The organism is Pseudomonas sp. KCJK9058 (genome assembly GCF_046230975.1).
Classification (GTDB): Bacteria; Pseudomonadota; Gammaproteobacteria; order Pseudomonadales; family Pseudomonadaceae; genus Aquipseudomonas; species Aquipseudomonas alloputida.
On record NZ_JBJJLR010000005.1, the window covers coordinates 66,748 to 92,947 of the forward strand.

A 26,200-nucleotide genomic window follows, 5' to 3' on the forward strand; every position below is an offset into this window, starting at 1 on the left:
AAGACTGACCACGTAAGGATTATTCATTACCACTCAATCGATACATCCAGGAGAACGCTCATGCCTGCCATCCACGAAATCGCCACGTTGACCTCGAAGGGGCAGGTCACAGTGCCCAAGTCCGTTCGCCAGCTTTTAGACCTCGACACGGGTGGCAAGATCGCATTCGGCGTACGCGCCGGGGAAGTCGTGGTGAGCCGCGTAGAAGCCATCCATGAGGACCCTGCCATCGGTGCGTTCCTGGGTTTGCTGGAGGCTGACATCCGCAGCGGGCGCAACCTCACCCCCTGCCGGAAGACCTGGCGCAAACCATGCTCGCCAATGCGGGCCACGCTGTAAATCTGGACGAAGATATCGACGGTGAGGTCGCGATCTGATGCTGCGACATGGCTGGACACTGTTGTTCCATGAAGGTGTGACTTTACAGCTACGCAAATTGCAAGAAGCCGCCGCCCGGGCCGAGCAGAACGACCTGCAAGGTTTTGAAAGCAACGCCAACGTCAAGCTGTTTTGGGCATTGAGCCATCTGATCATGGAGGCTGCGCCTACCGACCCGGGCAGTCATGAGTTCCGCCAAGGCAACACGCGGGGCACCGCCTACCGACATTAACGGCGGGCAACAATCGGCAGGTGCTTTCGGCTGTTCTTTCGCACGGCCGATCTAGAACGCCAGATACTAGACTCGCCGCATATGGCCGGGGGGCACATCATGGCGCTGGCCTGCAACCTGCCCTGGACAGCCATGGAAACCATAGATGCCTTCCTCGCAGAACAAGCCCAGTACGCCGCACGCCACCCTGTACAGCTGGCACCGGGAGCCGTTGCCTTGCTCGCCCGGCTCAAAGAAACAGGCGCTCGTATCACCGCATATGGGGGAAGCACCAAGGCAGCGATCTTCGACCGCTACCTGGCGTCGGTAAGTGAGTACTTCGATGCCGACCTGCCTTACATCGACATGGGCCACGCACGCCCGGGCATGGCTGAAATCCACCGTCAAACAGCTACCAGTGCCGGCGAGCTGGTGTTCATCGATGACCTGAACCGGGTCGCCCAAGTGAGCAAAACGCTCGGTTGTGGCTTTATCGGCAAACCCGCAACCCTGTACCAGAAACAGCAGATGCAGGCATCGGGTGTGCGGTTCATCTGCAAGGATCTGGACGAGATCGACCAGACACTCTTGCAAGCGCTGGACCAATCCATGCGACTAGAGCACCACTAGCCCGCATCGCACTCACGCTCAACTCACTGCCAAGCCAAGCACCGCCTGCATGGAATATACCCCGGCAGGCTGATGCCAAGCCCAGCGTGCCGCCCGCAGCGCCCCTCGGGTGAATACCTGCCGATCTAGTGCCTGGTGGCTGAGGGTAAACACTTCTCCTTCGCCCGCAAAGATGAGTGAGTGATCCCCCACCACTGAGCCCCCCCGAAGGGTGGCGAAACCAATGGTGCCCACTTCACGGGGGCCGGTCAGCCCATCCCGCACGCGCACCGCCTGGCTGCCTAGGTCCACCTGCCGGCCCTTGGCGACCGCTTCCCCCATCATCAACGCCGTGCCGGACGGTGCATCTACCTTATGACGGTGATGCATTTCCAGCACCTCAGCATCCCAATCCTCCGCAGGTAGCACTCGACCGGCAATTTCAGCGAGGGCACTGAGCAACTGCACCCCTACGCTCATGTTGCCAGACTTGACAATGCGCGCCCCTTGGCTGCCAGCAATCGCCGCTTCCTGCTCGGGGTTGAAACCAGTCGTACCAATAATGTGAACCAACCCTCGGGCCGAGGTGTACGCCAAGCATTGCAACGTGACTTCGGGCTGGGTGAAATCAAGCACGCCATCAGCACCGTCGAGCGATCGCAACATATCGTCAGTGAAATGCACCCCAGTCGGGCCGCTCCCTACGACTTCAGCGCAGTCCTTGCCAACCAAGCTGGAACCAGGCCTTACCACCGCAGCATGCAGGCACGCACCCTGGGCATGAAGCAAGCTTCGCACCAGTCTCTGACCCATGCGCCCCGACGCGCCCAATACCACCAGTCTTATTGGTCTATCCATAGGTATCAAAACGTCTCCTTTAAAAAAAGCGGCCGCCGTCATGCTTATGGCAACCGCGATAACCGCGAATTGAAAGCTGCCGACCACGTTGGTATTGAGAATCTGTTCCACGGTTGCCAGTGCCGGCTATCACTTTGAAAACACTGTTCACGCGGCAAGATCGAGCGGTGACAACGTAGAGGGTTGTGCGCAAACGCCTGGCAGGCACTTTCACGCTATGAATGCCATTGAGCCGGGCCCACCTGATCCAGCAACAGCCGCACGCACTCGACCCTCTGTATAGACAGCGGTTCGAGTAAGCCCATCGATGTTTCCGAAAGAGCCATGGTGACCTCCTGAACCTGCCAGAAGCCAAATGCTCATCTGTCCACGATCCCGCTCCATCGAAAAACCGAACTGGGGTCTATCCCATTCTGGTCTCAAATCTGGCCTTGAATGACTTTCCCGGCAATCCGTGAAGAACCCAAAAAAACGGTCTGCACGACCGGTATGAGGTACGAGACCTCTAAACGCACACCCTCAACGGAACCTGTGCGGCCGGCTCATCTCGCGCCGGTAAGGCTTCATAGACGCTTTGGCTGTAGGGCGGCATGCCCCCAGCGCGATCGCGACCCCTCAGCCACGCTTATGTCGCCCTCAACGCCAACAGTACCCTCGCCGTCTTTCTGGAGGCGCAAGCCCTTCAAGCCGGTTGGCGCTTGCAAGTGCGAGTGCTGGCTCAACGCACATTGCGTTTCTGCGCCCGCTCATTCGACGGTTTGCCGGGCTCCAGCCGAGCGCTGCTGGACTGTTTGTCTCTACCGCTAACCGGCAAGGCTTGACTCTACCGTAAGGGGCAGACTTTACCCTTGGCACTTCATTACCTGGAGTTTGTCATGAAGCGCAAACGCATGCTCGTAATCCTCGGCCACCCTTCGAACGACAGCTTTTGCGGCGCTGTGTCCGAACGTTATGTCGAGGCTGCCACGCAAGCAGGCCATGAGGTGCGCCTGCTGCGCCTGGACACCCTGGATTTCGATCCGGTCTTGCACGATGGCTATAACCAGATCCAGTTGCTTGAGCCCGACTTGATCAACGCACAGAACGACATTACCTGGGCCGAACACCTGACATTGGTGTACCCGATCTGGTGGGGCGGCATTCCGGCGTTGCTCAAGGGGTTCTTCGACCGCGTGTTTCTGCCCGGTTTTGCCTTCAAGTACCGCAAGGGCTCGCCCTTCCCGGATAAGCTGCTCAAGGGCCGCACGGCTCACCTTTTGGTGACCATGGACACGCCGCCGTGGTACTACCGGTGGGTGTATCGCATGCCGGGCCTGCACCAGATGCGCAAGACCACCCTGGAGTTCTGCGGCATAAAACCCCTGAAAACCCTGACCTTCGGTCCGGTATTGGGCTCCAAGCCGGAACAGCGTGAAGCCTGGCTCAAACAAGTCCAGGCAGTCGCCAGCCGCTGATCGGCCCCGGTCGGGCCGTGCCCCTGCGCTGCCCAGCCGGGCCTCCCTGCTGTGACACCTCGTCCAACTTGGCTTCCCACACACTGACGCTTGTGCAAAGATGTCGCGCGCCTGTACGAGCACGCGACATCTTTTCGCTTCTGATGCGTCATAAAAAGGGATTTTCATGTACATCGGCAAAGCTGCCCAGCTGTCGGGCACCACCGTCAAAAGCATTCGACATTACGAAGAAATCGGCCTGTTGCCCCCCCCGCAACGCGAAGGCAAGTACCGCATCTACAGCCAGCAAAGCGTAGAGCTGCTGACCTTCATCAAATGCGCTCAGCAACTCGGTTTCAAGCTCAAGGAAATGCAGGCCATTCTGCAGGATCATCGCGGCCAGGAGCTGCCCTGGGATCTGGCCATGCAGGCCATCGATAACAAAAAGCAGGAATTGATGGGGCAGATCCAGGCCTTGCAGCAAGTGCATGACGGCTTGGTTGAGTTTGAGCTGAGCCTCAAAGATGCTCAGATGCAATGCCAGTTCGAACACCTGGAAAAAACCCGCTGAATCCGCTCCGCCGCCCCTGAACGGCCATGGCGCCCGGTGCCGTTTTCAGCACGCAGGCGCCCCGGCGATTTAGCCTGGCACAGCCCCACCCCCCGGCTGCTCGCCCTCTTGCACGGCTGGCTGCGGCACAATCGAGGCAAAGAACCACGGCGAAATCAGCGTGACCAACAAAATGGTCATGAAGCCGCTGGATGACAGCGCCAGTATCACCAATACACCCAGGTCAATGACGGGTTTGTAGGCGGAGAACAGCAGCGCGACAAAGCCCATCGAGAAGATCACGACGTTGACCACCGTCGAGCGCCCGACGCCCTGCATGGCCGCCAGGATGGCCTCGTCGATCTCGATGCCCTTCTGCACCAGCATCTTGATCCGTGACAGCAGGTGAACGGCGTAATCCACGACGCCCACCACCAGGAACGTCACCAGTGTGGTACCGATGTTCAACTCGATATCCAACAGGTACATGCTGCCGTAAACCGTCACCGACGTGGTCAGCAACGTCAGCATGCCGAGGACGCCCAGGCGTACTGACTTGAGCCAGAACATCATCATCAAGGTCACGGCCAGCAACGCCAGCGAGAAGCTCAGCACCTGACCCTGGGTGATTTCCTGCAACACCCCGGTCCATATGTACGGCGTACCGGCATGGGTGACCTGCAGGTTGGCCGGTTTGTTGATGGCCAGCCAGGCGTCCAGTTTATCGAGCATCGCCTGGTAATCGCCCGCCACAGAGGAGGTCATGGTGAACAGCGTCACCGCCTTCGAGTAATCGGCATTGAGCACGTTCTGCAAGTCAGTGCCGCCACCGTTCTCGAACATCATGATGTGTTGTTCGATGAGCGAGTTGCCATCGACATCGAAGGTCTCCGGTTTGCCGTCATCATCGACCACCATCACCTGCTCCACCGCCTGCGGCACCCGCAGGAACGCAGGGTTCATGTCGTTGAGCACAAGGTTCATGCGCTTGACGTAGGTCGCCACCGAATAGGTGTAACTCACGTTCGGCTGGGCCTTGATGAACTGGTCCAGACGGTCGAGGAACTGCACGGTTTCAGTGGTCAGCGCGCCACGCGGAGTCTTGGTGTCGAAAGCGATCCAGCCCGGCGATGTGCCGGCGACTCCAGCCCGGTTGATGAATTCGTCGGACATCCGCACCGGGCTGTCCTTCTTGAAGTAGGCAATGCCCGAGTCTTCGATATCCACCTTGAACGTGAACACCGTCATCATCGCCAACAACGGCAGGGTCACCAGCAATACCGGCTTGCGCCAGCGAATCAGCCAAGCACAGAACACCACCAGATAGTGGGAGATCAGCGACGCTTTCAGTTGCACTTTGCGCGGGACGGCATCTTTGCCCCAGATCGAAATCCACGCCGGAATCAGTAGCAACGAGATGATCAGCGCCGCCGTCAGGCCGATGGACATGAACACGCCAAAGTTGCGGATGCTGACAATGTTGTTGGTGGTGGAAATCAGGAACGTCGCAATAGTCGTGACCGTTGTCAACACTACCGGCGTGACCATCAGGCGCTGGGTTTCACGGTTGGCTTCGCGGAAAGACTTACCCGAATTGAGCTGTTCGTAATATTCGGCCATGACGTGGATCGCGTCGGCACAACAGATGGTGAACAGGAACACCGGCAAGACACTGGTGAGCAAGTCCATCGGCACCCGCAGCAGCGCCATCAGGCCAAGGGTCCAGATGGTGCAGAACAGGATATTGAACAGCGGCAGCACCACGCCAAGTGGTTTGCGAAAGAAGAAAACCAGCAGAGAGGTCACCAACAGGAACACGATCGGGAACAGCATCGCCAGGTCGTGATCAATGATTTCCTGCTGGGCCGCAATGAAGATCGGCATGCCGGCGATGAACACCTCATCGGTGAACTCCGGGTGAGCGGCCTGGTACTTCGCGATGATCTCGCGGACCTGGTGATAGGCACGCAACTGGGCCTGAGCGTCGTCCTGTTTGGTGCCCAGTTCGGCGACGACCATGGCGACTTTCTTGTCCGCCGAGACGACGCCACCGACCATCTGCTCGTTGCCCATGATCTGCGCTTCGACCTTGATCGGGTCCATATCCAGGGCGTGCAGGGTCTTGTGGATCCACAACTCGCCATCGGCACTCAAGCTGATGTTTTCCAGGTCAGCCATCGAGGCCATTTCCTGGATCGGGTTGATCCGCTCGGCAAGAAAGCTCAAAAACTGCAGGTCATGGCTGTCCCAGTGCCGGGCAATCCCATGGTCGCGCAGCGCTTTGGCGGCAGCGTAATCGTTCTGCGAAAAACCCTCGGCGAGGATCTGCACCAGCAAACCCTGGGCATCAGGGTCGTCACTGTGCAGGCCGACGATGCGCTGCAGTTCGACACGGTCCTCATCGTTCGCCAGCATCAACCGGCGTATGGCCTGGGACAGCTCGAACTGGGCGTTCAGCGACGTGGTGTTGAAGACACTCACGGGGTTGTTCAGCGCCACCATGACCGAGTCATACGTGCCGGTGAACTCGCGCTGCAGATCAATGATCGTCTTGCGCGCCGGGTGAGTGTCCTTGAGCAGATACGGATTGGTGTCCGACATCAGCGCGCCGAGGGTGTAGGTGAAGTAGGCGGTGATCGCCACCAACACAAACACAATTGCCCGCGCATAGCGCTCGACGAAGTTCAGGTATCTTTCCATGAATGAGGGTTCCAGATGAATCGAGAGCGGCGCTTAGCGGGCAGACACGGCGTATTCCGGCAAGTCACCGGCTTTCAGCCCGCGCTTGATCGCGGTCTGCGTGAACAGGCGGTCGTCCAGCGCGACGTTGTACTGCAACTGGTTGAAGCGCAGCTGAGAGCGCGTACCGGCGATGAAGTCCTCGGTTTCGCTGAAGGTAATGCTGTCGATCTGGTCGATGGTTTCAGTCTTCAGGGTGCGCATCTGCTTGAACATCACACCTTTTACATCGAAGAAGTCCTGGCGCAGCACCAGTGAGTTCTTCTTGTCAACCCAGACCTTGAGCTTGTTGTAGCCGGTCTTGGCCAGCACGGCAGGCGTCGCCGGCTCACGCTCGATCACGTAGCAATCACGGCCCTGCAACTGCTCTTCGCCAACCAGCGTTTGGCGATAGTCTTCGGCGCGAATCTTGTCGAGGTCGGCATAGGAGTAGTCGCTCCCCATGAACGCCCCGCGTTTGTCGGTGGTGGAAATCCTTCGGGTCTGTCGGCTGACCGGCAAATACATCCATTGGCTGTCTTCGAGGCCCAGGGCCTCGCGCGGGTTTTCGATGTGGAAGGCGACGTCACGCACATCACTCGGCGCGGAGAAATACATGGTGAATTTGTCGCTGTCCGGGTAATCCTTTTGCAGGTAGCTGAACTCGCGGATGCGGCTGTTACCTTGCTTGTCGATCAGGATCAGGGACACCTGGGACATGAAGCTCTTGCCGTCATCGCGGTCCCGGGCCTGGCGAATGATGTCGTCGGCCGTGCGTGTTTCAGCTGCCATGGCGGCAGCGGCGCTCAGCAGCAGTGCGCTTACAGCCAGGGTCTTGAAGATGGGCAACATGGCGATTTCCTTTTCATTGTTTGAGTGGTTCGCACACCGCACCGGTGTGGTCAGAACAGATAACCGGCGGACAAGCGCATCTGGTCGCGGTTGTCGTACGCACCGAACTGGCGGTCGGGCTTGCCGAAGAACACATCGACTTCGAGCCCCAACTTGAGCCAGTCCACCGGTTTGTAGGTGAAGATCCCCTGAACGAAACTGTCGTCCTGCGCTGGCGGCGACATGCCGAATACCAGACGGGTCTTGAGGCGATCCTGGAACTGCGAGCCTTCGGCAGACACGGTGAACAGGTCGTCGCGTTTGTCCTGGACCATGCCGGGCTGCCAGTCGAGCAGCCGCTGATGTTGCCACTGCGTCGAGATCAGCCAGTCCCGCAAGAGGTAATCGACGCCCAGCAGCGACTTGGTCATCGCCGTCTGGTCGCTGCCGTAAGCGCGGTAAGGATTGGTGACGCGCCAATTGTCGAAGTAGGCGACTTCACTGCGTACCACGATGCTGTGGCCGGCATCGATGGCCACACCGGCGCCGCCCATGGAATAGCGCGGGAATTGCCGCTCGAGGCGAATCAGGCCCTCTTCGGTCTGGCTTTCGACGGCGTAAACCGGGTCCTGTTGGCGGGCGTTGAGGGCAACGAAGCTGACATCCACCGTGCCGATCCGGCCGTTGGCACTGGCGCCGTAACCGAAGCCACTGTGACCGTCATAACCGGGCCGCGAATCGACCACGAACATCTGCGGATCGGGTGTGGCAAAGATCGGTGCATCGAACTCGCTGCCGACGGCCGGCGCCTGGTTTTTCACAAACTCAGTGATCACCAGCGCTTCCAGCTCCCACTCGGCGACCGGCTGCACCAGGCGAATCATCGGCACGGCGATGCGGCTGTCTTCCAACAGACCGATCACACCCTCGCGATAATCCAGCGGGTTGATCTGATCGAGCACCCGTAATTCATCTGCACGTCCCCACACCACCTGCTGCCAGCCCACCGTCAGCTCGCCGTCACCGACGTAGAGCCCCCAGTAAAGGTGCCGCCAATCGGCAGTCGCCCGGTAATCGTCCCGGGCTTGCGCGCTGTATGGGTTGTTGCCGTCATAACGGAAGTCGTAACGGGCTCGGCCCTTGGCCTTGTAGTAGCCGCTGTCCCAGGCATCCTCCAGGCTGAACTTGAGGTACACGGCCTTTTGCGTGACCCGGTCGTCACCGTGCAGACGCACGGCCGTGGCAACGCCGATCTCCGCTTCATGATGCTCCGGCAACCACTCGGCGATCGCCACTGGCGAGCCGAGGCTGACCAGCGCGGCCAAAAGGCCGCGGTTCAATCCCAGTCGAGCCATGGCTACATTCCCAACCCGGCACCGCCGTCGATCATCAGGCTTTGCGCCGTGACACCACTCGCCTGCGGGCTCGCCAGATAACGAACCATGGCCGCCACTTCGTCGCCTTGAATGAAGCGCCGCAGCGGCAACTTCTTCTTGGCATTGCGCAGGATTTGCTCGTGGGTGATCCCGGCGATGCGCGCTTGAGCCGCCAATTCGCCTTGCAGCATCGGTGTGTCGATCCAGGCGGGCAGGATGGCATTGACGGTGATTCGCCGTGGCGCCAGGTCCAGCGCCAAGGCTTTGGTCATGCCGATGATGCCGTGCTTGGAGGCGCAGTAAGCGGTGTTGCGAACCTTGCCCGCTCGGCCGAGGATCGACGACATGTTGACGATCCGCCCACCCTCCGCCATCAGTGGCAGGCACAACGAGGTGACGTGAAAGGTGCCGTTGAGGTTGATCGAAATCACCTTGTGCCAGTTGTCGAGGTCTTCGGGTTCGTTCTCGTCGCAGACCCCGGCGCTGTTGACCAGCACATCGACAAAGCCGACCCGGTTGGCCAGGCCCTTGAACAGAAGTTGCAGGCTGGCGAGATCGGCGATGTCCGCTTGATGGGTTTCGATGCGAGCGGCAAATTCGCCCTCGGTGACCCAGCTCTGCAAGGTTGCCAGATCCCGATCAAGCAAGATCAAAAGGTGCTCGGCCTGGGCTGCAAAACTTTCCGCGACGGCGCGGCCAATACCATTGGCCGCGCCGGTAATCACAATCGTGCGTACCTGGCTCATGGCATTTTCAATCCGCCGTTGACGGACAAGACTTCGCCCGTGACGTACAGGCCGCGCTCGGCCAGATACAGCACCGCGTCGGCAATTTCTTCAGGGCGGGCGAACCGTTTGATCAACAGCCGCGACTGGATTTCCTGCTCATGGGCGCCGACCAGGGCTTGGCTCATGTCGGTGCTGACGATGCCGGGCGCCACCGCGTTGACCCGGATGTTGCGCGGCGCCAACTCCACCGCCAGTGCGCGTGTCAATGCTTCTACCCCGCCTTTGGCGGCGGCGTAGTTGCTCTGGCCCTTGCCGGGCTTTTGCGCGGCCACCGAACTGAGGTTGACGATGCACCCGCTGCGTTGGCGCATCATGCAGGGCAGCACCTGCTGACAGCACAACAACGTGCCGACCAGGTTGGTCTGGATGACCTCGGTGATGTCGCTCAACGATTGCGTGGCGAGCAAACCGTCACGGGTAATACCGGCGTTGTTGACCAACAAGTCGATACGCTCGAAACGTTGCTCGACCCGTTCAAAAAACGCCTGAATGCTCTGCGCATCCTTGACATCACACTGCACGGCCAGGCAGTCCCGGCCGAGCCCTTCGACCTGCGCCTGCAAGGCAGCGGCTGACGCCTCGTCACGGACATAACTGAAGGCAACCTGATAACCCGCGCCGGCCAGGGCCAGCACGATGGACTTGCCAATGCCGCGACTGCCGCCGGTCACGACAGCTATTTTCTGAGTCATGACCGCTCCTTAAAGTGAGTTTTGAGTTTTGAATTGCGCGAGGGTGAAACCGTGGGTCGCGGCCAGTGCGCGGACCTGCTGAACTTGCTCACGGCTGATATCGCCGTAGGAGCCGTGCTGGCTCATGCCAGACAAGCCCATCAACACCGACTCGGCCATGCACGCATACAGCTGACCTTTTTTCAGATAGGCCCGCACGTTGGGCGCCAGGCCATCGTCGAACGGCGTCTGGACGATGCCGCCGTGCATATAGAGCACGTCTTCGCGTTGGCTCGGCAGGTCTTGATGGACGTTCAGCGGCACGGCGATATCGCAAATCACGCTGCGCTCGGCGAAATGTTCGGCACCGAGGAACGGCTGAGGCGCATTGGCAGCGCACAGGACAATCCGTGCGCCCTTGATGGCGTCGAGATCGTTGGTGACCGTGATGAAGGCGTTCGCGCCAAGGCGCTCATCCACCAGACGGGCGATGTGCAAACCGAGGTCGGCTTTTTGGCCATGTGAGTGCAACACGCCACGAAAACCATCAAGGGTCAGCAGTCGCTGCGCCAACCGGTCGTGTTCGGCCGTGCCTTTGAGGATCGAACGGGCCGCGTCGGCGTAGATCTGTTGCGCGGTTTTCTCCAGGCGCCGAACCGAGCCGTCACGACCGCTGCCAATCAGAATCAGGTGATCGACGGTGGCGGACAGCACCGAGGCATAGGTCGACGCAACGTTACCGGCGGCGCCGACAACGGCAGCGGTTTGCTCGCAAAGTGCCAGACCTTGCTGTACACAGCCTTGCTCGATGGCTTCGAGCCCCATGCCGATGGTCAGGGCGTTGCCGGACGTCAGCGCCATGTCGGCAATCTTCAGCGCCTGACAATTGTTGGTGACGATCGAGGTGTACATCCCGAGGCCGGCGATGCTGCAGCCATCGGCGCGGGCATCGGTGACACGCCTGCCGACTTCTTCGCGAATGCTGTCCAGGTCACCGCTGCGGATGTACTCGGCCATGGCATCCGAGTCCATGCACAGCGGGTATAACGTGAACTCCACCGCCATGCCGAGGCGCGACCGAATGATCACCGGGCCGACTGGCACAGCGCGGCGTTCAGGCTTGGTGCGATTGATGAACGTGCGTTTTTGTTCCGGGCTCAGGGCTGCCAGCGAGGGATCGACGTCACCGAGGATATCGGCATCGATCAGGTGGTTGATGAACGCTACCCGAGCGACGACTTCGACCTTGGCATCCCTGTTTTCAACGGGCTCGGCCACCCGAAAATCGTCCTGACGGGCTGGCACGGCGGGCATCGAGTCCGCGCAGATACCCGCCGCCAACGGCAAGGCATCGCCACGGCGCAGCATGTCGCAGACCCGTTGCAGGGCAGCGATCAGCTTGTCGATTTCGCCCAGGGTGATACAGGCTGGCGGCTCCAGGCGAATCACGTTGGAGTTGCTGCCCGACGGTGCCACCCGCAACGCTTCGAATTGCAACAGGTAACCGGCGATCAAGTAACCCAAGGCATCATTGTACTGGGCCGACGCCTGTACCAGCGAGCTGCTGACACTCAAATCGTGCAATTCCAGCCCCACCAGCAAGCCACGCCCGCGCACATCGGCGATCACATCCGGATAGGCCATCTTCAGTTCATTGAGCGAGGCTTTGAGGTAGGCGCCCTTGGTGCATATGTCTTTGAGCATCGCGTCGTCATCGGCGAACAACCGGCGCAATGCCGACAGCGCGATATGGCAGGACGGGTCGTCCTCGGCGAAGGTCGAGCTGTGGATGTAGCTGAACTCGCCTTCGTAGTGGCTGCTGCGGATCACCGTCGCGGCGATTTTCATCAAGCCGCCGCCGAGGGCCTTGGACAGGCAATAATAGTCGCCTTGCAGGTTGAACTGGCTGCTGGCAAGAAACGTCCCGGCGCGACCAAAACCCGACTGCACTTCATCGACCACCAGCGGGCATTGTTGCTCGTTACACAGCTTGCGCAGCCCCAGATAGAACTCGGCCGCGAACTCGTTGATACCGCCTTCGCCCTGAATCGGTTCCATCAACACAGCGGTAATCGCACTGAACGGCAGTTGCAGCACGTGCAGGTGTTCGCCGTCCCATTGCAGGCTCAACCAATGGTGCGTGTGCCGGGCCGGCAATGCCTGCAACTGATGGGGCTGCTGTGGGTCGATGAACTCGACGTTCAGACCAAAACGGGAAAACGGCGCGCGGTACTGACGGCCATAGGTCAGTTGCACGGTATTGACCAATTTGCCGTGGAAGCTGCCGCGCAGGGCGACGAATACCGGTTCGATGTGCAACTGCGCCAGGTTGTGTTGGCGAACGGCTTCAACCACCTGACGCAAGGTCACGCTGTTAAGGGTGGCCGGCAGGACACCTGCAGGCAGGTCGAGGTCGGCCACATCCAGTTCGCGGTAAGCGTGTTCGCTGGCGGTCAGGCTGGCCAGGGTGAAATCGATGTCGTCGAACTGCTTTTGCAGGCTCTTCTGGCGACGGAACTCCGCGTGCTTGACGGCGATCTCCACCGCCTCCGCGCCGCTGTTGGAGAAAGTCGAAATATAACGTTCGGTGTTCTTCAGTTCGCGATTGAAGGCGTCGCTGAGCGCTCGCCCCAATTGCCCGGCCGCACCGCGGATCGACATTTGTGCGTTGAACGGCACGTCGCTGCGCAGCAGCGCACATAGCTGATCGACAAACTGAGGGTCGTTGTGGCCGAACAGTGCCGCACCGTAACCGCCGAGAAAGTCGGTGACCGTGACCATATCGCCCTTGGGGTTGCGGTAGAACAACTGGCTACCGAGGGCGCGCTCAAATTCACACTCCAGGCCCAGTGCCTGGAGCAGGCCGACGAATTTGGGCCGAACGAAATCGCGATAATCCATGACAGTCATATCCCTTGAAAGTAAAAAAGAGGCGGCAGTCAGCGGCAGTCCTGAGTGACCTTTGCGCTGTAGAGCACTTGATAGGCGGCGCTGAATCCGTTGTCGTCGCGGTTCAGCACCAGGCAGTGCGCAAGGCTCGCGCTGTGGGGCGCGCCCTGAATGAACGGCAGGTTCGCCACTGGTTGCTGCAAACCGGCAATCGGCGGCACGCTTTGGGCCAGCAATGCGCAACGCGCAAGAGTCAGATCCACCAGGCTCGGCGCCGCGCTGAGAATGCCGTTGATCGCCAACCCGCTGGTGATGTGCGAGGCGCGCGCAAGGGCCAGCGTCTGGCACAACACGCGGTCTTTGTGCGCATCGCCGGTGCCGCTGCACACCAACACATCGGTTGGGCTGTCGGGCAGGCTCAAGCGACCGAGGGAGGCATGGGCCGTCATGTCGGCGAGGCACGCCTGAGGACCGGCCGGCAGGTCTTCGCGCCGGCGCAGCACCAGCGCTGCCGCGCCCTCCCCGGCAATGCCGCCAGTGCCCCGAAGGTCAAACGGCAGCAGCGTGTTCGAGCCGTTGGCGCTGATGACACCCGCCTGGACCAACCCGGACAGCGCCAGGGCATCCAGCTCGCTGCCCGCACCGACAACGATTGCCGCGTCAATTCGGCCATCCTGCAAAGCGGCCGTAGCCTCACGCAAGGCTGCCAAGTTGCCGGCGACACCTTGCATATAGGCGTTGCACTCGCCCACCAGTTTCAGCGCCAGGCTGGTGACACCCAGCAAGCAGTTGCTCAAGCCTTTGAGCACCAGAAAAGGGTCCTGCGCACGGTCTTGCAGGATCCGTTTGGCGAACGCCGCCATGTCGGCGACGCCGTCCTGCCGACAGCCGAGCAACAACTCGGCATAGGATTCCAGAGACGGATGGGTGTAGCCGCCCTGACAGCAATACAAACCGAAACGGACATCCGGCGGCTCATCGGCCAGGCCGGCTTCTTCCAACGCCTGACGTACCGCGCTGACACCCCAGATCACTGCCGGCGTGCAGTAACGCTGAAGGTTTTGCGCAAGGTCTTGTCGGCTGCGTTGGTGGTCCTGATCCTGAATTTGCCCGAACGCCACCACGCGTTCGCTGCTGAACCGTCGGGCGTTCAGCGCCGTAATTGCACTGCGCCCTTCGGTTGCGGCCGCCCAGAAAGGCTCGACACCCCAACCGCTGGGCAACACGCAACCCGCACCGGCAATCGCGACCGCCTGTTTCATCGCGGCGCCTCCCGGTACTTGCCCAGCGCCAGTGAAGTGTTGAGGCCGCCGAAACCGAAGGAGTTGCTCAGGGCAACGTCAACCTTGCGCTTGACCGCTTGATGGGCGCAGTAGTCAAGGTCGCATTGTTCGTCGGCATCCTGCAGGTTCAGGGTCGGCGTGACCCGATCATCCCGGCAGGCCAGGGCCGTGAGCATGAACTCCGGTGCTCCGGCGGCCGCAATCAGGTGGCCGAACTGGGATTTGTTGGCCGTCACCAGCAACCGCCGATAATGTTCGCGCTCGGCGAACAGGGTCTTGATCGCCAGGGTTTCGGCGGCATCGTTGAGGGGTGTCGAGGTACCGTGGGCATTGATCAGGTCGACCTGTTGTGGCGCCAGCCCGGCATCCGTCAGGGCCGCCTGCATCGCCAGCACCGCGCCACGGCCCTGCGGGTCGGGGGCGGTGATTTTGTAGGCATCCAGGCTGCTGCCGAAACCCAGCACTTCGGCGTACGGCGTGGCCCCTCGGGCGAGCGCCCGTTCGAGGGTTTCGAGCACGACAAAACCACCGCCTTCACCCGCAATCAAGCCACTGCGATGGCGGTCGAACGGCCGACACAGTTCGGTGCCCCAGCGCTGTTCGCTGCTGGCGGCGCCGAGCAGATACAGCGCGGTCATGGTGTCCAGGCTCAGCACCGAATCGGCGCCCCCGGCAATGGCCAGCTCGACCTCGCCGCGACGGATCATCTGGAATGCATTGCCGATGGCCTGGGACGCTCCCGCGCAGGCGCTGCTGATATTGATCACCGGGCCTTCACTGCCGATGCCATCGGCAATCACCCGCGCAAGGCGGTCGTTGCTCTGACACAGTGAACTGTCAGGATCGACCTGCGCCTGTCGCGCCATCAATTGAGCCCAGGACGGCGCCTGCGCCGGGTTATCCGCCAGGCTGAGCAGCATGTCCTGCAAACGATGAGCAGGTGCGCCGGACGCTGACAATACCGCCGCGCCACGCAACTGTTCGGGGCTCAGACCACTATCGGCAATGGCTTGGGTGGCCGCGACCCAACCCAAGCGGGTGCGTTTTTCCAGCGACAATCCCCAGGCCGGATGGTCTTTCAAGTGTGCCGGCATCAAGCCCATATCCACGGGCGCTGCGTAACGCACGGGGAACGCACCCGCCTCGACGCCTTCCGGTTGCCATGGCCGAATGCAATGCTCGCCGGCCAACATGCTTTGCCACATGGACTGCCACTCGAAACCGAAGCCGGTGACGGCGCCCATGCCCGTGATCACGATCCGTGTGGGGCTCATGGGTAACTCTCCATTGTCTCTGTGTCCGACGACGTTCTGGCCAGCAGCACCGCGCCCCAATGCCCGCCTCGGCTATGGTCGAGCAACAGCGTGTAACGGCTGCAATCCAGTGCCCAGGTCACAGCAATTTCGCTGAGCAAGGCGCTGGCGCCCAAGTCACCTAGCAACGCCTTGGAGTGTTCGAGGGTGTGCCCCGATAGGGTAAACAACGCGGCAATCTGCGGATCCTGTGCATCGGCGACGACTTGCCCGACATCGCTGAGGCACAGTTTTTCGTTGCTCAAAGCACGCTCGATGACGTCGCGACCAACCGCCAGTCCACGCTCGGGTTGCGCGCTGTAACCCCGTGCAAACCCGGCAATACGCAACGCAGATTGAGCACCGCTGCCCGGGTTGGTCGTCAGCAACAGTGCCGCAGCACCTTCGCCGAAAACCCACGGGCCGGGGTTCACAGGTGGGTGAGTAGCGTCACGCAGGTACAACGCGGGGGTGATGTTCGGACTGCTGCTGACGACGACGGCAGCATCGGCACGGCTTTCGCTCAGATGGGCAGCGGCCTCCATCAAAGCATCCAGCCCCGCATTGCCCTGGGAGCAAAAACCGCCCATGGGCCCCTTGCAGCGCAAGGCCTCAGCCGCGTGGGCCATGACGCTGCTGTTGAGCATCATCAGCGCATGCAGCGGCGGTGTGTGGGCAAAGAATTGCGCCAACAGATCTGCCGGTTGTGCACCAATGGCCTGCACTGCATCCCAGCACGAGCTGGGGCCATCCACTTCCGGAATGGCAGCGGTCAATGCGATCCGCTCGTCGGGCAGTCCCAGCCCACGCAAGGTCTCGGCGAGACGGCCGGCGCAATACAGCAGGCGCGCGCCCTGAGGCTCGAGGCTGCGGGACAGTTTGCGGTCGTACACACCCGCCGGCAAGGCGGGCGCTGCCACACAATGGGCCAGACGTGCCGGGTCGAAATCCAGCGGTTGCGCGGCCTGAGGTTGACTGTCACGAGGCGCACACTCAGTACCGGCGGCGTTGAGTACCGACGCAGCAGTGATATAAACAGCGGTTGAATTGGATCTGGTCATGTCATGCCCTGCCCAGCACCAACGAACTGTTCACGCCACCAAACCCGAAGGAGTTGGAAAGCACGACATTGATCGGTTGCTGCAACGGTTCACAAAGGAATTTCAACGCCGGAAATTCGGATTTTTCCGGCTGAAAATTGAGGGTCGGCAAGGCCACGCCCAACTGAATGCTCATCAACGACAGCACTGCCTCAATGGCACCGCTGCCGGCCAACGAATGCCCTACGGCAGACTTGTTGGCAGTGAACGTCATCTGCTCCAGGGTTTCGCCGAAGACCTGCACCAGGCCCAGGGCCTCGCAACGGTCATTGGCCTGTGTCGACGTACCGTGAACATTCACATGGTCCACAGCCGCACTGGTCAGTTCGGCATCGGCCAGGGCCGCCGTCATGCAGGCGGCATACTTGCTGCCGTCGCGGCTGCTGGAGGTGATTTTCTCTGCCTCGCACAGATTCGCGTAACCCAGCACCCGGCCCAGCGAACAGGCCTGACGACGCTCGGCATGCTCGCGGGATTCCAGCACCAACAGCGCCGCCCCTTCACTCAGCACAAAGCCGCAGCGGTCCGGCATGAACGGCCGGCTCTGTTCTTGTGGGGAAAAGTCCACGCGCTGGCAGAGTGCGCCCAGCCCATCAAAGCTGTAGTAGGACAATTCATGGGCCATCAACTCCACAGCGCCACACAACGCCAGGTCGATCTCGCCACGGGCGATCGCCCGATAGGCGCTGCCGATGGCCATGGTGCCGGCGGCACAGGCATCGGAATGCGTGGAGATATGGTCACGGACGCCCAGCCATTCGGCGAGATGGCAGGTTTGCTGATCAACCCGCCGGGCAAACGCCCCACCGCTGAGGGTGTGGTTATCCAGGAACTGGTCGAGATCGACCCGCCCCTGATCGTCCATGTAACGGCTGGCGTCCCGCAAATCACCGCTCACGCAATGTTTGTTGGCCCCGACGAAAATACCGCTGGCGACTCGGGCAAAAGCGCCGTCGGCCAACCCGGCATGGGCCAGCGCCTGACGGGCCACGTAATGCGCCAGCCATTCCTGGCGGGAGGTGGTCTGCAAGTCGCCCGGAAAGGCCGCCGCGATGACCTGCCATTGTTGCTCATCGATAAATCCGGCCGCCGGGTTCGCAAACCCCAGTTCGACAAACGCCGGGTGCTGGCCAATGCAGGAACGGTTTTCGCTGATCGTCGTGAACAGCGAGGCCGCATCCAGTGCCGTGGGAGCCACCAGTCCATAGCCGGTGACCAGAACCTCTCGGGCCTGCATCAAGGCACCCCCTACGCCGAAGCCTTCAACTGGGTGGCCGCGTACTGCTCAACCAACAGACGGGAGATCGAGTCACCGTCCAGAGGGGTCAGGCGAGCACTGCAACCGCCACACACCACTTGTTGGCGTTCATTGAGTTGGGCATGAGCCGCGCCACACTCAGGGCAGGTTTCGGGGAGGTGGTTGAACACGTTATGGCATTGCTGCGCCCAGTTCCGCACGGTGGTGGCTGAGAAGACATCGCCCGGCTGCATGCCCACGTGCAACTGGCCCGGCGCATAAGCGCTGAGGCTCTGCTCCAGCAAGGCCACGCCGTCCTGCGTGATTCGGCCTTTTTCGATAAACCGGGTGGCGTCGCCAAACACCGCTACCGCGTGATCCAGCACGCTGGTTTTCGGCAAGGTGCAACCGTACTGACGGCCCAGCTGGAAGCTCAGGTCGACGATGTCCAGCGAGTCGGCGCTGAGGTCGTCAACGATACTGCTGTGCTCTGTCACGTCGCCCCTGTCCAACACCAGCAACTGCGCAAGAATCTCCTGTGTACTGCTGATAACGCTGTCCAGTTCCAACGGATTATTCATTGATTGTTTCCCTACAAAAGCCGCATTGAATGAATAAAGTCATCGGGCCAAAAAAGCTGTTTTCAGGCCAGATCTATCGAGGGCCGGGAGTCTAAAGTCTCCCCCTAAGGGGAGAGTCAACGTGCCATCAGTGCTTTTTGTGGGAAATCCCGACGCACCCTGAAACCTTTGATTTATGCAGCTCAATGGGGCTTGGAGAGGAATCGTAAGATGACAAAATCGAAGGCTTGAAACAGTACGATAGTTCCAGAAATGGGGTGTCACCGTACCCGCAAGCGGCGCCCTGAGTGCTTCAAACCATGAAAGGCAAGGCGCCCGTCAGCAGTGCCAGCGCCGTGATCACCAGAGAAGTGAGCACGGCCCACTTGAAGGTGGCTTTCTGGAAATCACCGATATCCCTGTCGACCATGCCCACCAGCAACAAGGTGGAAGCCACCAGCGGGCTCATCAGGTGCACAGGCTGCCCCAGCACCGAGGCGCGGGCAATTTCCACCGGGTCGATGCCATACGCGGCCGCGGCATTGGCCAGGATCGGCACAACGCCGAAGTAGTACGCGTCGTTGGACAGCACGAAGGTCAGCGGCATGCTGGTCAGCGCCACCACCAGCGGGAACCAGTGGCTCCACGCATCCGGAATCCAGTCCACCAGCGTCTGGGCCAATGCATCGACCATCTTGGTACCCGAGAAAATACCGGCAAAGATGCCCGCGGCGAACACCAGCAACACCACGGTCATGGCGTTGCCCGAATGGGCGAGGATGCGTTCTTTCTGCACCTTCAGCTGCGGGTAGTTGATCATCAGCGCGGCGACGAAACCGATCATGAACAGGATGGCCGCATGCATCAGCCCCAGCACCAGCGCAGTCATGACGACAATCACCAGCACCAGGTTCACATAGGCAAGGCGCGGGCGCTTGTGCGGGCTGTCGCCAAGGATTTCCTTGATATAGCAGTTGCCGCCACCGGACTCCAGGGCAATATTGCCGATACGCCGGCGCTCGGCACGGCCCAGCAGGTAGGCGGTGAACACGACCCATGCCGCCCCACCGATGACGGTGGGCAACATCGGAATGAAGTACTCGGTCGCATCCAGACCGAGCGCGGCAATGGCGCGGGTGGCGGGACCACCCCACGGGCTCATGCCGCTCATGATGCTCAATGACAGCATCGATACGGTCGCCAGGATCATCGGGTTCATGCCGATGCGCTTGTACAGCGGCAGCATGGCCGCGCAGGTAATCATGTAAGTCGTGGTGCCATCACCGTCCAGCGCCACCAGCAGCGACAGCAGAGCGGTGCCGATAGCGATCTTGATCGGGTCGCCATTCACCCGCTTGAGAATCTTGCGGATCAGCGGGTCGAACAGGCCGGCGTCGATCATCAGGCCGAAGAACAGGATGGCGAACAGCAGCAGCGCGGCAGACGGTGCGACCATTTTCAGCCCATCGAGCATCATCTTGCCCAGGTCTGGCGCGAAACCGCCAACAAGGGCGAAAACAATCGGCACGATGGTCAGTGCGACGATCGGGGACAGGCGTTTACTCATGATCAGGTAGGTGAAGGTCACCACCATGATCAGGCCCAGAAGTGCGAGCATGGTTTGTTCTCTTGTTTTTATTGTGCGTGGCTGGCCGACGGGAAGACGGCCCCCTTCCCCACCCGGCATCACTTGATGCCAGGTGGGCGTTTGTGTCAATGCGGGGTGTACAGTTAGGTCAGCCGTGGCGATGAGGTTCGGCGGACCAGTCGGCCTGGGCTGCGTCTGCTTCGGCCGCAGGTGCCGCTACCGGCGCACCATTCAGGCGGCGCAGCAGGGGTTCGCGCTCACAGGCACCCTCGCAAAGCAAGATCACCACGGTGGCCACTGCGTTGCTCGCCAGGCTGAACACACGGTGTCGCATCGCATCCCGGGCATGGTTCAGTCCCCGCCCAAGCCGTGAGGGTCGGGCCGGCGCTTTTCGATCGCAAACTTCAGCAGCGCGGCACTGCGGAACAGGCCATGGGCGAACTTGCCATAGGGCAAGGTCACGAACAGTGCCATGACGGTGCCCAGGTGCACGGCCAGCAGGATCGCCATCACCTCGGTGTCACGCAGGGCCAGCAACGCCATACCGGTCGTGCTGACCAACAGCAGAAGCAGGATGAACGCACGGTCCATGGGGCGCTGCGCGGCGTCGCCATGCTCTGGCGCGCGGCGCAGGTTCAACGCCAGCAGGCCCGCTGGCCCGACGATCAGGCCGATGCCGCCGAGGGTGCCGAGGACCACCGGCAGGCTGAGCAGCGGGTATGGCGCATGCAGGCCCAGCAGGTAGTGATAACCGGTGGCGACCACGGTGGCGGCAAAGCACAGCATGAAGCCGTAGAAGGTCAAATGATGATAGCGTCGACGCCACAGCGTGTAGCGATCGTCGGCGTTGTTGCAGCCTTGGCCATGGCCGCCATCCAAGTACTTGAGCGTCAGCACTGCGCTCGCTGCCTCCTGCAATGCACCGTTGGCCGGTTGCCGCGCTTGGGCGGGCGACACCGTGCGCCAGAAGCGCCTCAACGCCACGCCCAGGGCCACCCCGGCTGCGCTGAACACGCCACCGAACAGGAGCGCCAAGGTGTTGTGCGGGAACACAGCGTAGAAGTCTCCGGCCAGCCGCCCAGGCAGCAAAGTGCCGCTGACCTGCAAGGCCAGCAGCAAGAACAGCGACAGCGCCAGCGCCAACGCCACGGCGACGAAGGTGCCATTGCGCCGGTACAGCTGACCGAAACGGGCCGGCCAAGCGTACTCGGCGTAGGTCTGCCCGCGTACCTTGGCCATGGCCTGCGGCACGTTCACCGCGAACGCATGCGGTGCGGCGTACTGACAAGCGTGCAAGCAGGCGCCACAGTTGTGGCAGAGGTTGGCCAGATAGTGGATGTCGGCCTTGCCGAAGTCGAGTCGACGGGTCATCGCCGGGAACACGGCACAGAACCCCTCGCAATAACGGCAGGCGTTGCAGATGCGCATCTGCCGGTCCACCTCCTGCTCGTCCAGGTTCAGCAGCGGGATCAGTCCGGCCTGTGGCGGGGTGGGGTCGAACACGCGGGGGTCAGGCATTTGCACAGTCATGCTGGGCCTCCAAGGGGGAAACACAATGGCCGGCGGCAGCAGCCGCCTGGGTGCCGGCGATGCGGCCAAACGCGGTACCGATGGACATGCCGACACCGGCGGTGTAGCCCTTGCCCAGCACGTTGCCGGCCATCATCTCGCCGGCGACGAACAGGTTGGGGCTGGGCCGTCCAGCGAAATGCACGGCGGCCGTAGCATCGGTGCGCAGGCCGAGGTAAGTGAACGTCACCCCCGGACGCAGCGGGTAACCGAAGAACGGCGGCTTATCGATTGGCAAGGCCCAATGGCTCTTGACCGGTTGCACGCCGTCGGTGCGGCAATCGTCCAGCCGGGTGTGGTCGAACGTGCCGGGGCGGCATGCCTGGTTGTAGGCGCGCAGGGTCTCGAGAAACGCAGGCACCGGTAGCTCGAGGGCTACGGCCAAGGCCTCGAGACTGTCGGCGCGGGTGCCAGGGAACACCGGCGGCATGAAACGGCCCAGGGCCTTCTGGTCGATGATCGAGAACCCCACCTGGCCAGGCTGCTGGGCGACCAGGCGCCCCCAGATGGCATAGCGCTTGGGCCAGAAATCCTCGCCTTCGTCGTAGAAACGCTGGCCGTCGCGATTCACCACCACGCCCAGCGACACGCAGTCGATGCGCGTGCAGATACCGCCGTCGTACAGCGGTGCGCGGGCATCGATGGCGACCATGTGGGCCTGGGTCGGGTCGCCGATGGTGTCGGCACCCAGGTCGATCATGCGCCGCAGCAGCGCGCCATCGTTGAAGCGCGTGCCCCGCACCAGGAAGTTGTCCGCCGGCCACTCGCCGCGATCATTCTGCCCCCAGGCCTCGCGCAGCCATTGTCGATTGGACTCGAAGCCGCCGGCCGCCAGCACGCAACTGCGCGCCTCGATGCGCTCGGCGGGCAGGCGCCGCCCGTTGACGTCGCGGGCCGCCAGGTGGGCAGCGATGAAACGTCCATCGCGCACCTCCAGGTCGCACACCGGGCTGTCGTAGCGCACCTGCACACCTAGCCGCTCGGCGCTGCGGTAATAAGCATTGACCAGGGCTTTGCCCCCGCCCATGAAGAAAGCGTTGGTCCGCGCAGTGTGCAGCGCACCCGACAACGAGGGCTGGAAGTGCACGCCGTGGCGGCGCATCCAGCCGCGGCAGTCGGACGAGGCACGAATCACCAGACGCGCCAGGGCCTCGTTGGTCTGCCCATCAGTAACCTTCAGCAGATCCTGCCAGAACTCTTCTTCAGGGTAAGCCTCCACCAGCACGTCCTGCGGGGCATCGTGCATGCACCGAAGGTTACGGGTGTGTTGGGAGTTGCCGCCTCGCCAGGCGCGGGGCGCGGCTTCCACCAGCATCACGCTGGCGCCGGCCTCGCGCGCCATCAGCGCGGCGCAGAGGGCAGCATTGCCGCCGCCAATGACAAGTACATCGATCATGTCGCCTCCAGGGAGCGAGAAGCCAGGGTTGGGCAGCTCCTCGCGGACCCCGGACTCTAGGGGTTCGCGTACCTTGGGCGAAACACGATTGCAGTGGGGAGGTCTTCAGTTTTTCTAAAGGGACGGTCGTTCGCAGGCGGTCACAGCAAACGCGCCCCTGGCCAGCGATCCTGCTGCACCAATTCGCGGGACACTTCATGCAGCACGATTCGCGTGGCAAGTGCAGCAGGCGAGAGTTCATCATCGACCAGGCTCACCACCAAGTTACGACGCTGAGCTTGCGGATCGTCGATCGAAAACACCCGCAAGCCTGCCTGCATGGCCCGCGCTACAGTGGCGCCGGGTTGGATCGTCGCGGCGTGACCTGCGCTGACGCAATCCATGAGAAGCGACAGGCCATCAACCTCCATGACGATATTCGCGTCCAATCCGACGCGCTCAAGGATGACGCGTAACGTGGCGCGAAGACCGTGCTGGGCACTGGGCATGACCAAGGGCAGCGAGGCGATCTGCTGCAACGTCAGCGACGTCCCCCAGTCAGCCTTGACCAAGGCTACCGGAACCAATGCGAACAGCCGCTCCTCCAGCAGCGGCCGCGCATCCAGCCGAATGCCAGCCTCCAGCTGGAACAACACCGCCAAATCCAGGTGCCGAGTATTGAGCTGGTTCACCAGGTAACCCGACAGCATTTCCACCAAATGAAGACGGATATCAGGGTAGCGCTCGCGCATCCTGGCGATCAGCGCCAGGCCCAATACCGAAGCCGTGGTGGGTGCCATACCGACGCTGGCGTACCCACTCATACGCCCACTGCGTGCGGCCAACATGGCGTAATCGGCCTGGCGCAGCGTCAGGCGCGCATGGTATTCGAATGCCAAGCCTGCCGCGGTGGGCGTGACGCCAACGCTAGAGCGTGTCAGCAGGCGGGTACTCAACTCACTTTCGAGCTTCGTGAGTTGCTGGCTCAACGCAGATACCCCAACGCCCGCTTCGAGTGCGGCTCTGCCGAGGCTGCCACACTCCAGCACACTCAGAAAGTAACGAAGCTGGCGTAACTCCATCAAAGGCATCTCCCATTCAGCAAGGTCGGCGGCTCATTGAGTATCAAGCTTTTGCGCAGATAAATGTTAGCGACCGGTGAACACACCTTTAGAATTTCAGAATCAAGGGCGATGGTGTCTGCCTGATTGTTGGCGGCGGCGCTGCTGAGCGTCCGACGTACGCGCCGGGGAAGTCGTGGTCAGCCGTGTAGAAACCATCCATGAAGACCCTGCCATCGGTGCATTCCTGGGATTGCTGGAGGCTGATATCCGAAGCGGGCACAACATCACCACGCTACCGGACGACCTGACGCATAGCCAACGTCTGGCTGTTTCGGGCATTGAGCCATCTGATCATGGAGGCTGTGACTGCTGACCCGGGCTGTCCGGGCCTTCACTTTTGCGCGCTGCGCCCCAGCAGACGAGCACCTGGTGCGGCGCTGACGCCGTGCAATACCACGCTGAGCACGACGCAAGCGATGGTCGTGGCGATGATCGTGCGGCCCTCTTGCAACGGCGCATCGAGTACCAGCACAGCGAAAACGATAGACGCCAGACCACGAGGGCCGAACCAGCCAATGAACAGACGACTCTCGGCAGCCAGTTCGCTGCCGGCCAGGCTGACCCAGACAGGCACCATACGCACCAGCGAAAGACTCAGCAGCGCGTAGAACCAAACCGCGGGTGACAAGATTTGCGAGGCCTTGGGCGCCACATAGGCACCGAACACCACCCACGTCAACAGCGAAAGCGCTTCACCGCAGGATTCGCCGGTCTTGAGCAGCGGCTGTGTTTCCCGTTTGAACAGGTAACCCGTCAGCAGACCTGCGCAGAACGCGGCGATAAACCCGCTACCGCCCATTGCCTGGGCAGTGGCGAAGCTCAACAAAGCCAGGGCGGGCATCACCAGTTGTTGCCATGAGTCCATCTGCAGGCAGTGGCGCTGGGAAAGACGCAGCAGCCCTCCCACCATCAGTGCCAGGACCGCCCCCGTCAGGGCACCAATACCCAGTTCCTCCAACAAGAAGTACCCCGCCAGGGCAAAGGGCATCGTCGAGCGGCTCTCCACCAGCAATGCCAACAGCAAGAGCAGAACCGGCACGCAGATGCCATCGTTCAACCCGCTTTCGACATTCAGGCTCTCACGCACATTGGCCGACACGAGGGGGTTGGTCACCACCGCCCTGCCAAGGGCGGCGTCGGTGGGTGCCAGGATCGTCGACAACAGGGCCATTTCCAACCATGGCATGCGTGGAAATATCAGCCACGCAGCTAGCCAGCCGGCGACCAAGGTCAGCGGCAGGCCAATCGTCAGCAGGCGTAGCGGCAGGCTACGGTGAAGGCGCAATTGGCCCAGATCAGCCTGGGCGGCATCGCTGAACAACACGATCGCCAGGGTGAGTTCGGCCAGTAGCCGAAGATCATGGCGGTCCAAGGCAAGGTTCAGCAACCCGAACCCGGCCGGGCCGGTGACCAGGCCCGCCAGCAGGAACAGCAGAGGGCCGTTGATAGGTTTGGATTCGAGCGCGCCGGCCAGGTTGGCGTACAGCACCAGTAAAGCAGCCAGAACAGCCAGATTCTGATACATGACGAACCACCGTGATCGACACGACTGTATAAAATCGCTACCACTGCGTTATGGTGCGGCGGTCCGAAAGGCGGCAGACGTTATCCCAGGTCTATCTCGATAATGTGCCGCGTGCCCTGGCCCATCAGGCCCTGGCGTTCATGACTGCACAGGCCGTGATGCGGGTGGAAATTCTGCGCCGTCGCAAGCCTTTGCCGCCTTTCGAAGCGGATGTCTGCATGGAGGTGATTCACCA

Annotated in this window: 20 protein-coding genes and 4 pseudogenes; 6 read left to right on the top strand and 18 right to left on the bottom strand. The window is 61.5% G+C overall.

Features of this window, described 5'->3' with window-relative positions:
• The first annotated feature begins 60 nt into the window (after positions 1-60).
• The 3 genes and pseudogenes from ACK59Z_RS05125 (at position 61) to ACK59Z_RS05135 (ending at position 1,219) form a co-directional block, all read left to right on the top strand.
• A pseudogene (locus ACK59Z_RS05125) lies at positions 61-377 on the top strand (type II toxin-antitoxin system PrlF family antitoxin).
• Positions 377-607: pseudogene (locus ACK59Z_RS05130) on the top strand (type II toxin-antitoxin system YhaV family toxin); the annotation flags it as partial. The pseudogenes ACK59Z_RS05125 and ACK59Z_RS05130, both read left to right, overlap by 1 nt.
• A 102-nt stretch (positions 608-709) precedes the next feature.
• Positions 710-1,219 carry a hypothetical protein gene (locus tag ACK59Z_RS05135; RefSeq protein ID WP_181318784.1) on the top strand — a complete coding sequence of 170 codons (510 nt, stop codon included), beginning with the start codon at positions 710-712 and terminating at the stop codon, positions 1,217-1,219.
• An 18-nt stretch (positions 1,220-1,237) separates the two neighbouring features.
• Here the strand turns inward: ACK59Z_RS05135 and dapB are convergent, their stop codons facing one another.
• A complete protein-coding gene (gene dapB / locus ACK59Z_RS05140; protein ID WP_409292529.1) occupies positions 1,238-2,167 on the bottom strand; it encodes a 4-hydroxy-tetrahydrodipicolinate reductase in 930 nt (309 codons plus the stop codon).
• A 764-nt stretch (positions 2,168-2,931) separates the two neighbouring features.
• Here dapB and ACK59Z_RS05145 point away from each other — a divergent pair.
• Positions 2,932-3,510: an NAD(P)H-dependent oxidoreductase gene (locus ACK59Z_RS05145; protein WP_003253953.1), complete on the top strand. Its 579-nt coding sequence runs from the start codon at positions 2,932-2,934 to the stop codon at positions 3,508-3,510.
• 166 nt (positions 3,511-3,676) lie between these two features.
• On the top strand, positions 3,677-4,060 hold the full coding sequence (locus tag ACK59Z_RS05150; RefSeq protein ID WP_020192853.1) for a MerR family transcriptional regulator: 384 nt from the start codon (positions 3,677-3,679) through the stop codon (positions 4,058-4,060).
• 69 nt (positions 4,061-4,129) lie between these two features.
• On the opposite strand, the gene ACK59Z_RS05155 is transcribed toward ACK59Z_RS05150, so the two are convergent.
• The 16 genes and pseudogenes from ACK59Z_RS05155 to ACK59Z_RS05230 all read right to left on the bottom strand — a co-directional run bounded on the left by ACK59Z_RS05155 (position 4,130) and on the right by ACK59Z_RS05230 (position 24,398).
• On the bottom strand, positions 4,130-6,739 hold the full coding sequence (locus ACK59Z_RS05155; protein WP_409292532.1) for an efflux RND transporter permease subunit: 2,610 nt from the start codon (positions 6,737-6,739) through the stop codon (positions 4,130-4,132).
• Between the two features lie 33 nt (positions 6,740-6,772).
• A complete protein-coding gene (locus tag ACK59Z_RS05160) occupies positions 6,773-7,609 on the bottom strand; it encodes an outer membrane lipoprotein-sorting protein (RefSeq protein ID WP_409292534.1) in 837 nt (278 codons plus the stop codon).
• Between the two features lie 50 nt (positions 7,610-7,659).
• Complete coding sequence (locus ACK59Z_RS05165; RefSeq protein WP_409292536.1) at positions 7,660-8,943, bottom strand: hypothetical protein; 1,284 nt, start codon at positions 8,941-8,943, stop codon at positions 7,660-7,662.
• 2 nt (positions 8,944-8,945) lie between these two features.
• Entirely contained in the window at positions 8,946-9,710 is a 765-nt protein-coding gene (locus ACK59Z_RS05170) for an SDR family NAD(P)-dependent oxidoreductase (RefSeq protein ID WP_409292538.1), read from the bottom strand.
• Positions 9,707-10,444, bottom strand: coding sequence for a 3-oxoacyl-ACP reductase family protein (locus ACK59Z_RS05175; protein ID WP_047602939.1), 738 nt, complete (start codon positions 10,442-10,444; stop codon positions 9,707-9,709). The genes ACK59Z_RS05170 and ACK59Z_RS05175 overlap by 4 nt, the downstream gene beginning before the upstream one ends.
• Before the next feature lie 9 nt (positions 10,445-10,453).
• The gene (locus ACK59Z_RS05180) at positions 10,454-13,324 is read right to left on the bottom strand and encodes an aminotransferase class III-fold pyridoxal phosphate-dependent enzyme (RefSeq protein WP_409292540.1); all 2,871 of its coding nucleotides are present in this window, start codon (positions 13,322-13,324) and stop codon (positions 10,454-10,456) included.
• 38 nt (positions 13,325-13,362) lie between these two features.
• The gene (locus ACK59Z_RS05185) at positions 13,363-14,574 is read right to left on the bottom strand and encodes a beta-ketoacyl synthase N-terminal-like domain-containing protein (protein ID WP_409292542.1); all 1,212 of its coding nucleotides are present in this window, start codon (positions 14,572-14,574) and stop codon (positions 13,363-13,365) included.
• On the bottom strand, positions 14,571-15,869 hold the full coding sequence (locus ACK59Z_RS05190) for a beta-ketoacyl synthase (RefSeq protein ID WP_003253962.1): 1,299 nt from the start codon (positions 15,867-15,869) through the stop codon (positions 14,571-14,573). The genes ACK59Z_RS05185 and ACK59Z_RS05190 overlap by 4 nt, the downstream gene beginning before the upstream one ends.
• On the bottom strand, positions 15,866-16,780 hold the full coding sequence (locus tag ACK59Z_RS05195; protein WP_409292589.1) for a beta-ketoacyl synthase: 915 nt from the start codon (positions 16,778-16,780) through the stop codon (positions 15,866-15,868). The genes ACK59Z_RS05190 and ACK59Z_RS05195 overlap by 4 nt, the downstream gene beginning before the upstream one ends.
• Before the next feature lie 169 nt (positions 16,781-16,949).
• A complete protein-coding gene (locus ACK59Z_RS05200; RefSeq protein WP_409292544.1) occupies positions 16,950-18,224 on the bottom strand; it encodes a beta-ketoacyl-[acyl-carrier-protein] synthase family protein in 1,275 nt (424 codons plus the stop codon).
• An 11-nt stretch (positions 18,225-18,235) separates the two neighbouring features.
• Entirely contained in the window at positions 18,236-18,805 is a 570-nt protein-coding gene (locus tag ACK59Z_RS05205; RefSeq protein ID WP_014756385.1) for an acyl carrier protein, read from the bottom strand.
• Between the two features lie 292 nt (positions 18,806-19,097).
• On the bottom strand, positions 19,098-20,402 hold the full coding sequence (locus ACK59Z_RS05210; protein ID WP_185279421.1) for a CitMHS family transporter: 1,305 nt from the start codon (positions 20,400-20,402) through the stop codon (positions 19,098-19,100).
• A gap of 118 nt (positions 20,403-20,520) precedes the next feature.
• Positions 20,521-20,688: pseudogene (locus ACK59Z_RS05215) on the bottom strand (dicarboxylate/amino acid:cation symporter); the annotation flags it as partial.
• Between the two features lie 35 nt (positions 20,689-20,723).
• A complete protein-coding gene (tcuB, locus tag ACK59Z_RS05220; protein WP_260441026.1) occupies positions 20,724-21,902 on the bottom strand; it encodes a tricarballylate utilization 4Fe-4S protein TcuB in 1,179 nt (392 codons plus the stop codon).
• Positions 21,883-23,337, bottom strand: a complete 1,455-nt coding sequence (tcuA, locus tag ACK59Z_RS05225) for an FAD-dependent tricarballylate dehydrogenase TcuA (protein ID WP_409292547.1) — start codon at positions 23,335-23,337, stop codon at positions 21,883-21,885. The genes tcuB and tcuA overlap by 20 nt, the downstream gene beginning before the upstream one ends.
• Before the next feature lie 140 nt (positions 23,338-23,477).
• Entirely contained in the window at positions 23,478-24,398 is a 921-nt protein-coding gene (locus ACK59Z_RS05230; protein ID WP_185279422.1) for a LysR substrate-binding domain-containing protein, read from the bottom strand.
• A gap of 148 nt (positions 24,399-24,546) precedes the next feature.
• Between ACK59Z_RS05230 and ACK59Z_RS05235 the strand changes: the two are divergent.
• A pseudogene (locus ACK59Z_RS05235) lies at positions 24,547-24,696 on the top strand (AbrB family transcriptional regulator); the annotation flags it as partial.
• Positions 24,697-24,771: 75 nt separating this feature from the next.
• Here the strand turns inward: ACK59Z_RS05235 and ACK59Z_RS05240 are convergent.
• Positions 24,772-25,965 (bottom strand): cation:proton antiporter, encoded by a 1,194-nt coding sequence (locus tag ACK59Z_RS05240; protein ID WP_409292550.1) that lies wholly within the window; start codon positions 25,963-25,965, stop codon positions 24,772-24,774.
• Positions 25,966-26,200: the final 235 nt, after the last annotated feature.